At 69.7% G+C, this 9,846-nt stretch carries 10 protein-coding genes; 3 read left to right on the top strand and 7 right to left on the bottom strand.

The genetic code is table 11. From position 1 onward, the window contains the following. The first annotated feature begins 366 nt into the window (after positions 1 to 366). Entirely contained in the window at positions 367 to 561 is a 195-nt protein-coding gene (locus ADL12_RS15365) for a DUF6274 family protein (protein WP_062702661.1), read from the top strand. Between the two features lie 493 nt (positions 562 to 1,054). Here ADL12_RS15365 and bldC read toward each other — a convergent pair whose 3' ends face one another. Then, positions 1,055 to 1,261, bottom strand: a complete 207-nt coding sequence (gene bldC, locus ADL12_RS15360) for a developmental transcriptional regulator BldC (protein ID WP_003949541.1) — start codon at positions 1,259 to 1,261, stop codon at positions 1,055 to 1,057. Positions 1,262 to 1,829: 568 nt separating this feature from the next. Further along, positions 1,830 to 2,672: a DUF8083 family protein gene (locus tag ADL12_RS15355; RefSeq protein WP_062702659.1), complete on the bottom strand. Its 843-nt coding sequence runs from the start codon at positions 2,670 to 2,672 to the stop codon at positions 1,830 to 1,832. 220 nt (positions 2,673 to 2,892) lie between these two features. Between ADL12_RS15355 and ADL12_RS15350 the strand changes: the two genes are divergently transcribed. Together ADL12_RS15350 and ADL12_RS15345 are read left to right on the top strand one after the other, a co-directional pair. Beyond that, positions 2,893 to 3,981: a Leu/Phe/Val dehydrogenase gene (locus ADL12_RS15350; protein ID WP_062702657.1), complete on the top strand. Its 1,089-nt coding sequence runs from the start codon at positions 2,893 to 2,895 to the stop codon at positions 3,979 to 3,981. 316 nt (positions 3,982 to 4,297) lie between these two features. Continuing rightward, a complete protein-coding gene (locus ADL12_RS15345) occupies positions 4,298 to 4,552 on the top strand; it encodes a DUF3073 domain-containing protein (protein ID WP_062702655.1) in 255 nt (84 codons plus the stop codon). 106 nt (positions 4,553 to 4,658) lie between these two features. Here ADL12_RS15345 and purM read toward each other — a convergent pair whose 3' ends face one another. The 5 genes from purM to ADL12_RS15320 all read right to left on the bottom strand — a co-directional run bounded on the left by purM (position 4,659) and on the right by ADL12_RS15320 (position 9,742). Beyond that, positions 4,659 to 5,732 (bottom strand): phosphoribosylformylglycinamidine cyclo-ligase, encoded by a 1,074-nt coding sequence (gene purM / locus ADL12_RS15340; protein WP_062702653.1) that lies wholly within the window; start codon positions 5,730 to 5,732, stop codon positions 4,659 to 4,661. Positions 5,733 to 5,766: 34 nt separating this feature from the next. Next, entirely contained in the window at positions 5,767 to 7,296 is a 1,530-nt protein-coding gene (gene purF / locus ADL12_RS15335) for an amidophosphoribosyltransferase (protein ID WP_062702651.1), read from the bottom strand. A 61-nt stretch (positions 7,297 to 7,357) separates the two neighbouring features. Beyond that, on the bottom strand, positions 7,358 to 8,128 hold the full coding sequence (locus tag ADL12_RS15330) for an META domain-containing protein (RefSeq protein ID WP_062702663.1): 771 nt from the start codon (positions 8,126 to 8,128) through the stop codon (positions 7,358 to 7,360). 114 nt (positions 8,129 to 8,242) lie between these two features. Next, a complete protein-coding gene (locus ADL12_RS15325; RefSeq protein WP_062702649.1) occupies positions 8,243 to 9,040 on the bottom strand; it encodes a maleylpyruvate isomerase family mycothiol-dependent enzyme in 798 nt (265 codons plus the stop codon). A gap of 9 nt (positions 9,041 to 9,049) precedes the next feature. Continuing rightward, positions 9,050 to 9,742, bottom strand: a complete 693-nt coding sequence (locus ADL12_RS15320) for a M23 family metallopeptidase (RefSeq protein WP_079052059.1) — start codon at positions 9,740 to 9,742, stop codon at positions 9,050 to 9,052. Positions 9,743 to 9,846 lie beyond the last annotated feature (104 nt).

The following is a 9,846-nucleotide window of genomic DNA, read 5'->3' as shown; positions in this document are numbered from 1 at the left end:
TCAAGGCGGAGGCCGCGCCCGCGGCGCAGCCGCAATCGGGTACAGCAAATCCCGTCAGGACCGCAGTAAAGAGGCCCGCACCCACAAGGGACGCGGGCCCTACTCATGTCCGGGTAGCCCTCTCGATGCCCGTCCGCACCATCAGCCCGTCCGGCGTTTGAGGACGAGGCCCGTTCAGGGCCGAAGCGGGGGTCTGGGGGGCGGCAGCCCCCAGGGACGGCAGCCACAGCGCCGGGAAGCCTCAGACGCCGGGCACCCACAATGCGGCCCCACCAGCGGAGCGCCACGGCCACCTTGACGGAGTCACATTCGCTCGGTACCCAGAAGTCAGGGCACTTTCCCCGCGCGTCCCCCTGGAGGTGGCGTATGCCGGCATCGGCGAGGCACGAGACGCGGGCGTTGCTCCGCGCGCACCTGGCGGCCGCCTCGTCCTACCGGCATCTCACCCGCCACTGCCCGATCTGCCACCGCCTGCTGCGGCTGGCGCTGGACTCCGCCCCACGCCCCGCCCAGGCGGCTCCGGGCGAGGTCAGCAGGGACGAAACCGCTTCCACAGCGTGATCGTCCCGGACGTCAACTCCCGTGCCACCATGGGGCGCTGGAGCGCACAGCTCCCTTTAGCGCACATAGTCCAGCGGCAACAAGCACCGCGGCATGTGACGGGTGTCACCGCATGAGTTTCCGGAAGCGCGGTACTTACACCCCACCTACAACTGGTCAATTTAATATGTGCAATTGCACCAGCTTCCGGAGATCGCCCCACCCACGCCGAGCGACCACCCGGGGCGCGTCCACAGGAGATCCGACACCCCTCCCCACACTCCGACAAGCCCACCCACAGGACCACCGTCGGCACACGCTCCGCGCACAAAAAAGATCGCGCTGGACTCGGCGGAGTCCAGCGCGATCCACGACGCACCCTTGTCACGTGCCTGCGAAGCTCTGATCGGCTCGGGCGTGGGCTCTGTTGGGGCAGAACCCGCGTCGCTTGGAGCTAGGGTTCGGGCGCCACGGAAGTTGGGGGAACTCCCGATTTGCCCGGTTATGCAGTTGTTCAGGCCTCGCTGCGCTGCTGCGGGATACCCGCGAGCAGCGCGCGGACCTCAGCCTCGCGGTAACGGCGGTGTCCGCCGAGCGTGCGGATGGACGTAAGCTTCCCGGCCTTCGCCCACCGCGTGACCGTCTTGGGGTCCACGCGGAACATCGTGGCGACCTCAGCCGGGGTCAGCAGCGGCTCGGCATCAGGGGTGCGAGCGGTCATGAGCGGCCTCCTCGGGAGAACCGAACCTTCTCGGTTCTTTCCTCTAAATTCTGCACCTTGACCCGCGTTGCCCGAAATGGCGGACGCGAGTCGAGTCGGTTATAGGACGAACGGCTTGTCCTCGGCACTACAACTACACCATCTGTCCAGCCGCGTCGGCCAAACCGATGGAATTGCCCTCCCAGGTGTTCATCAGCGACGGAAGCCGATGGACCATGCCATAGCGGACAGTCACGCCACTGTGACGATCAGTCACAGTGGCGTGCAGGAGTCTCAAGACCCCCCAAAGCGTGCAATGTCGAGCTAGAGCCCTCCCCGGACTCCTTGTCCTATTTTGGCACGAGGAGGGGTTAGGGATGCAAGGGCCGCGTACGTGCGGTCCGTCACGCTTGCGTGCGTTGACACACCCTTGATGCATACGCCCGGATCGGGACCTACGTCCCTTGTTGACGAGGCATCAAGAACCCCAGAACGAGCACGAAACCCCAAAACGGGCGCCCCGTCAAACGCCAGTTCGTTACCTACCGGAGTGCGCCAGGTCACACCCGACCGCTCGGTTCGCCGACGCTCAGTTCGCCGACCGCCGGTCCCGAACCGACCGCCACCGCTCCACGAGCCGCCCGTACGCCGCCCCCGCGGCCTCCCCGTCGCCGTACCGCAGCGCCTCGATGCCCTCGGCCACATCGGCCGCCGAGTGATCGTCCTCCAGCTCGCCCGCCGGCAGGGTGTGCACCAGGCCGCCGTAGTCCAGCTCGACCAGCGAGCGCGGGTGGAACTCCTCCAGCCAGCGCCCGACGTCCACCAGGCCGTCGATGAGCGGCCCCTCGTCGATGGCATCCTTGAGCGTTCTCAGAGCCCGCGCCACCCGCCGCCGCGCCTGCACCATGGGCGTGCGGTAGCGCAGCATCGGGGGGAACTCGCCCGAGCCCTTGTCGAAGCGCCGCTCCTCGTCCGACACCAGCACGAACCAGTGCAGCGGCACCTGCCAGGTCGAGGTGCGGATCCACGGCCGGGCGTCCGGGTTGCGGGCCAGCCAGCGCTCGTAGTCCTGGGCCGTCTGGCGCCGTACGACCTCCGGCAGCGCCGCGTCCAGGACCGGCTTCGGCAGCTCCTCGGCCAACTCCCCGAGCGCCTGCCAGCCGCGCAGCCGGGTGCGCCACGGGCACACGCACACCACCCCGTCGACCTCCAGCACGAAGGCGTCGCTGCTCTCGTGCACCGGCACGGGGATGGGCGGGGTGGGCAGCAAGTCCGCCAGGGAGCGGCGCAGTTCGTCCTGGTACGAGGGGCGGTCGGGGCGGCGGGCGTAACGGTCCCAGTGGCCGCGCTCCGGCTCGGGGAAGGCGGCCAGCGGCTCGTAGACGCGCAGATAGGTCGCGTACGGGACGATCACCGAGGACACCTTGGGCACGCCTGCTCCCTCCCCCGCCGTCTGCCAGGAAAACCTGCGAAACCCGCTCACAAACGTGCGGGAAAACTATGCAAATCGTCGCACGGCCTTACTCCGGGAGTAGGTGATCCTGAGCTCTGCGGGTTGGACGGGCGCCGACGGGTCTAATCTCATGCTCACAGCCCCCGCCACCTGTACGGGAGCTCGCTCCAATCGCCGCCAGTACTCAGGAGTCACCACAGTGACCGACGTAACACACGGCGTCCTGCACACCCTGTTCCACTCGGATCAGGGGGGTCATGAGCAAGTAGTGCTCTGCCAGGACCGCGCCAGCGGCCTCAAGGCCGTCATCGCCATCCACTCCACCGCTCTGGGCCCCGCCCTCGGCGGTACACGCTTCTACCCGTACGCGACCGAGGAAGAGGCCGTCGCCGACGCGCTGAACCTCGCGCGCGGGATGTCGTACAAGAACGCCATGGCCGGCCTCGACCACGGCGGCGGCAAGGCCGTGATCATCGGCGATCCGGAGAGGATCAAGTCCGAGGAGCTGCTGCTGGCCTACGGCCGGTTCGTGGCCTCGCTGGGCGGTCGGTACGTCACCGCGTGCGACGTCGGTACGTACGTCGCCGACATGGACGTCGTGGCCCGCGAGTGCCGCTGGACGACCGGACGCTCCCCCGAGAACGGCGGCGCGGGCGACTCCTCCGTGCTCACCGCCTTCGGCGTCTACCAGGGCATGCGCGCCTCCGCCCAGCACCTGTGGGGCGACCCGTCGCTGCGTGGCCGCAAGGTCGGCATCGCCGGCGTCGGCAAGGTCGGCCACCACCTGGTGGAGCACCTGCGCGCGGAAGGCGCCGAGGTCGTCATCACGGACGTGCGCGAGGAGGCCGTGGGGCGGATCCTCGCCGCTCACCCGACGGGCGTGACGGCCGTCGCCGACACCGCCACCCTGATCCGCGCCGAGGGCCTCGACATCTACGCCCCCTGCGCGCTCGGCGGCGCCCTGAACGACGACACCGTGCCGGTGCTGACCGCCCAGGTGGTGTGCGGCGCGGCCAACAACCAGCTCGCCCACCCGGGCGTGGAGAAGGACCTCGCCGACCGCGGGATCCTCTACGCGCCCGACTACGTGGTGAACGCCGGCGGTGTCATCCAGGTCGCCGACGAGTTGCACGGCTTCGACTTCGCCCGGTGCAAGGCGAAGGCGGCGAAGATCTACGACACCACGCTGGCCATATTCGCACGTGCGAAGATGGACGGGATTCCGCCGGCCGCCGCGGCCGACCGGATCGCCGAGCAGCGGATGGCGGAGGCACGCCGGGCGCTCTGAGCCGAGGAGCCGAGCCGACCGACACCCATAACATGGGTTTGACCGGTACCCGCCGGTGGGCAGTTGGAGAGAACTCTCACTTCTACCGGCGGGTCGACCGCCAATAAGTGGTTAAAATCGCGGTTGACCAGCGAGGACAGGGCGCCTCGAAGGTCCTGAGCACACGCACGTGCTGCGGGCGACGTACCGTATGGGCGTGGGCTCAGGTACCGTGGAAGCCCTACGGACCGGCCTCTCCATGGAGAGTCCGTTCCAGATCATGAACGCGTGTCGAGACTCTGGGGCCGTCGAGCCCCGTCACCGAGGGGGTCGAGCCATGGGGCGCGGCCGGGCCAAGGCCAAGCAGACGAAGGTCGCCCGCCAGCTGAAGTACAACAGCGGCGGGACTGACCTGTCGCGTCTGGCCAACGAGCTGGGCGCTTCGACTTCGAACCAGCCGCCGAATGGCGAGCCGTTCGAGGACGACGAAGACGACGACCCGTACGCGCAGTACGCGGATCTGTACAACGACGACGACGAGGACGAAGAGGACGACGAGTCCGGTCCCACGTCGCAGCGTCGCGGCGCTTGACGTAGCGCGCTTCGCAGTTACCGTCACAACTGCACTTCACCCGGTCCAGGGCCTCAGCACTGGACCGGGTTTCGTGCTGCCGCTCAGGCAGGCTCAGGCGACGGGCTTAATTTGAGTACGTGCCCACCAGCGCGGCGCCCGTCTCGTGGTCGCCCCTGTCCGTGATCTCGCCTGCGACCCAGGCGTCCACGCCTCGGTCGGCCAGCGTCGCCAGGGCCGCCTCCGTGGACTCCTCGGGCACGATCGCGATCATGCCGACGCCCATGTTCAGGGTCTTCTCCAGCTCCAGGAGCTCGACCTGGCCCGTCTTGCCGACGAGGTCGAAGATCGGGGCCGGGGTCCAGGTGGTGCGGTCGACGATCGCGTGCAGGGTGTCCGGGATCACCCGGGCCAGGTTGGCCGCGAGGCCGCCGCCCGTGACGTGGCTGAAGGCGTGCACGTCCGTGGTGCGGGTGAGGGCCAGGCAGTCCAGCGAGTAGATCTTCGTCGGCTCCAGCAGCTCCTCGCCGAGGGTGCGGCCGAGCTCGTCGATCTGCGCGTCCAGGGCCAGACCGGCCTGGTTCAGCAGGACGTGCCGGACCAGCGAGTACCCGTTCGAGTGAAGACCGGACGCCGCCATGGCGATCACCGCGTCACCCTTACGGATGCGATCCGGGCCCAGCAGCCGGTCGGCCTCCACGACGCCCGTACCGGCGCCGGCCACGTCGAAGTCGTCCGCGCCCAGCAGACCCGGGTGCTCGGCCGTCTCGCCGCCCACCAGGGCGCAGCCGGCGAGCACACAGCCCTCGGCGATGCCCTTGACGATGGCGGCCACGCGCTCGGGGTGGACCTTGCCCACGCAGATGTAGTCGGTCATGAACAGCGGCTCGGCGCCGCACACCACGATGTCGTCCATGACCATGGCGACCAGGTCGTGGCCGATGGTGTCGTAGACGCCCATCTGGCGGGCGACGTCGACCTTGGTGCCGACGCCGTCGGTGGCGGAGGCGAGGAGGGGACGCTCGTAGCGCTTGAGGGCGGAGGCGTCGAAGAGGCCGGCGAAACCGCCGAGGCCGCCGAGGACCTCGGGGCGCTGCGTCTTCTTCACCCACTCCTTCATCAGCTCGACCGCGCGGTCGCCCGCTTCGATGTCGACGCCGGCAGCCGCGTAGGAAGCACCGGGCACAGCAGTCTCAGACATTGCCTGGGATCTTTCGGGTTGGTTTCTACGGGGCTTACGGGCGACGGATCGCGTCGACGGCAGCCGGGGCGGCCGTACCGGCCGCGAGCTCGGTCTCCAGGAGCTGCTTGCCGAGCAGCTCGGGGTCCGGGAGCTCCATCGGGTACACGCCGTCGAAGCAGGCGCGGCACAGGTTCGGCTTGGCGATGGTGGTCGCCTCGATCATGCCGTCGAGGGAGATGTACGACAGCGAGTCGGCGCCGAGCGAGGTGCCGATCTCCTCGATGGTCATGCCGTTGGCGATGAGCTCGGCGCGGGTGGCGAAGTCGATGCCGAAGAAGCAGGGCCACTTCACGGGGGGCGAGGAGATCCGGATGTGGACCTCGGCGGCGCCCGCCTCGCGGAGCATGCGGACCAGGGCGCGCTGGGTGTTGCCGCGCACGATGGAGTCGTCGACGACGACCAGGCGCTTGCCCTTGATGACTTCCTTCAGCGGGTTCAGCTTCAGGCGGATGCCGAGCTGGCGGATGGTCTGCGAGGGCTGGATGAACGTACGGCCGACGTACGCGTTCTTCACGAGACCCGCGCCGAACGGGATGCCGCTCGCCTCCGCGTAACCGATCGCCGCCGGGGTGCCGGACTCCGGGGTCGCTATGACCAGGTCGGCCTCGACCGGGGCTTCCTTCGCGAGCTTGCGGCCCATCTCCACGCGGGAGAGGTAGACGTTCCGGCCGGCGATGTCGGTGTCCGGGCGGGCCAGGTACACGTACTCGAAGACACAGCCCTTGGGCTTCGCTTCCGCGAATCGGGAGGTGCGCAGGCCGTTCTCGTCGATGGCGACGAACTCGCCCGGCTCGACCTCGCGCACGTAGCTGGCGCCGCAGATGTCGAGGGCGGCGGACTCGGACGCGACGACCCAGCCGCGCTCCAGGCGGCCGAGGACCAGCGGGCGGATGCCCTGCGGGTCACGGGCGGCGTACAGGGTGTGCTCGTCCATGAAGACGAGCGAGAAGGCGCCCTTGACCTGCGGGAGGACCTGGTGCGCGGCCTCCTCGATGGTCAGCGGCTTGCCGTCCTCGTCGACCTGGGCCGCGAGCAGCGCGGTCAGCAGGTCGGTGTCGTTGGTCGCCGCGACGCGCGGGGTGCGGCCGCCTTCCTGCTTGGGCAGGTCGGCGACCATCTCCGCGAGCTGGGCGGTGTTGACCAGGTTGCCGTTGTGGCCGAGCGCGATGGAGCCGTGCGCGGTGGCGCGGAACGTCGGCTGGGCGTTCTCCCACACGGAGGCGCCAGTGGTCGAGTAGCGGGCGTGTCCGACCGCGATGTGACCCTGGAGCGAACCGAGAGAGGTCTCGTCGAAGACCTGGGACACGAGGCCCATGTCCTTGAAGACGAGGATCTGGGAGCCGTTGCTGACCGCGATTCCCGCGGATTCCTGGCCCCGATGCTGGAGGGCGTAGAGCCCGAAGTAAGTGAGCTTGGCGACCTCTTCGCCCGGAGCCCAGACACCGAAGACGCCACAAGCGTCCTGGGGGCCTTTCTCACCGGGGAGCAGATCATGATTGAGTCGACCGTCACCACGTGGCACGCCACCGAGTGTAGGCGAGATCGACCACTGGTCCGAATTGGGGATACACGCCTGTAAAGGATCACTCAGCGGCGGCCGCGTTGACGTGTTCGCCGTTTTCGCTGGTCAGGGTGAGGTTGCGGTGATCCAGTTGGTACTTCACCGTGCCGTCGAAGAGGCCCAGGAGGGACTTCTCCGTATTCATGAGTGAGGTGTCGCACATCATGCGCGTGGTGGACGCGGTGCCCAGCGTGATACGGCCGTCGCTGACCGTCGCCGTCGCCCTGACCTTGTTGCAACCGAGGCTGCCGCTGACCTGTCCGGCCTTCTTGTCGAAGGTGAGGTGGGCCTTGCCGCCGGTGTCGGGGCTGGTGACGGTCCACTTCGTGCCGTAGAGCGGGGCGGCCTCCTGCTTGGTGAGGGCGACGCGGTCGCCGTCCGCCGTGGTGAGGATGAGCTTGTCGCCCTCGGCCTCGGTGGTGAGGTCGCCGTCGGAGAGGGTGCGGGCGAGGGTCTGCTCGAAGTTCGCGGGGACGCCCTCGCAGGCCATCTCGGTCGCCTGCATCCGGTCGAAGGTGACGTGGCTGTCGGCGAAGGCGGCCTCGGCGCCGAAGTTGTTGCAGCCGAGGTTGCCCTTGACCTCGCCGCCGTCGGCGACGCGCAGATAGGCGTGGGACGGGGCGGCGCTCTTCTTGCCGTCGACGGTGACCTCGTCGACCGCCCAGTAGGCGCCGGTGACGGAGGCCGACGCCCCGGCCCCGACGGAGTCGCTGCCCGCGTCCTCGCTGCCGCAGGCCACGGCGAGCGGGAGGAGGGTCAGTGCGGCGAGGGCGGCCAGTCGCTGCTTGTCCATGCCGAGTGTGCCGAGTGTGTTCATGCCGGTGGGACGGGAGGGACGCGGGACTGGTTCCGCTTGTGACGCCGGACGGGTGGCGCCCGGAGCGACTCGCCTGACGCCGGTCGCGCGTCACCCCATGAGCGGCAGCAACCCGCCCAGGTCCGCCCGCTCCCCGCTCGCGCTCACCTTGGCGTCCGCGAGGGCGTCCTGCCACGCCAGCCGCCCGGTCGCGAGCCGGATCCAGGTCAGCGGGTCGGTCTCGACGACGTTGGGCGGGGTGCCCCGGGTGTGCCTCGGCCCCTCGACGCACTGCACCACGGCGTACGGCGGGATCCGCACCTCGGTCGAGCCGCCCGGCGCCCTCGCGGCGAGGGCGTCGGCGAGGAGACGGGTGCAGGCGGCGAGGGCCTGGCGGTCGTACGGGATGTCGAGGCCGGGGACGGCGGCGTTCAGGTCGTCGGTGTGGACGACGAGTTCGACGGTGCGGGTGACCAGGTAGTCGGCGAGGGTCATGGCGCCGGTGCGGGCGGCGAGGACGCGGTCGCCGGGTGCGTCCGCCAGCTTCTGTGTGAGGCGCTCCTCGGTGCGGGCGTACAGGGCGTCGAGGTCGGGGTTGGCGGCGGCCAGGTCGCGGGTGCCGTCGGCGATGTCGCCGGCGCGGGCGGCGGTGGCGGAGGGCCAGTCCAGGAGGGTGAGCTCCGGCTTCGCCGGCTCGTCGCGGTCGAGGTTGCGGCTGACGGTCTCCACGGCCATGGTCACGTGTGCGGCCAGGTCCCGCACGGTCCAGCCCGCCAGCCGGGTGGGCAGCGCGAGTTGCTCGGGGGTGAGGGTGCGTACGGCCTGACGTACGTTCCCGAACTGGGCGAGGATCGCGGTGCGGATCTTGGCGGGGTCATAGGTGCGGGTGCGCTTCTTGGCCGGCGGCATAGGGGCAGCCTATGCGGGCTGCGATTCCGTCGTGGGGGCCTCGAACGCCTCGCGGTTGCGGGGGACGCCGATGCCGCGCCAGGTGAAGGGGATGCCGCGGGCGGTGTCCGGGTCGGGGCCGTCCATCAGCTGGAAGTGGAGGTGGGGCTCGGTGGAGTTGCCCGAGTTGCCGCAGCGGGCCAGCGACTGTCCGACGGTCACGCGTTCGCCCTCGCGGACGGTGAGCGAGCCGCGCTGCAGGTGGGCGTAGAGCGCGTAGGTGCCGTCGCCGAGGTCGAGGATGACGTGGTTGCCGACGATCCGCTTGGCTCCGAACAGGTCGCGCACGGACGCCTCCAGGACCATGAGATACAGCAGCCCCGGCAGCGAGGTGCGGCTCAGGTGGTCGCGCTGCGTGTCGGTGGCCCGTACGACGATGGCGTCGGCGACCGCGAGGAGCGGGGCGCCGAAGGCGGGGAAGGCGCTGTTGCGGCGGGCGAGCGGCCACAGCGGACGGAAGCCGGGGCGGGCGCCGGGCTCAGGTTCGGCGACGACGTCGATGGCGAAGGTCTGGCCGTAGGCGTGCGTGCCGTGGCTCGGGGTGCGGTCGGCCGGGCTGTTCAGCGCGGCCCAGCGGCCGGTGACGGGCGGGGCGACCTCGACGGGTTCCCGGGCGGCGCGCGGGCTGTCCGGGGCGCCGCCCCACCGGTTGCGTGCGGACATCGTTCCCGTTACCAAGAGCCTCAGTGGTTCTCAGCAATCCTGGCGTTTCCGCCCGGAAGGTCCGTACCGCCCAGCTCGGCGGCTTACGGTCCGCGCTTCAGCGA

Source organism: Streptomyces regalis (genome assembly GCF_001509475.1).
Lineage (GTDB): Bacteria > Actinomycetota > Actinomycetes > Streptomycetales > Streptomycetaceae > Streptomyces > Streptomyces regalis.
This window is presented reverse-complemented; position numbering and strand designations above follow the sequence as displayed.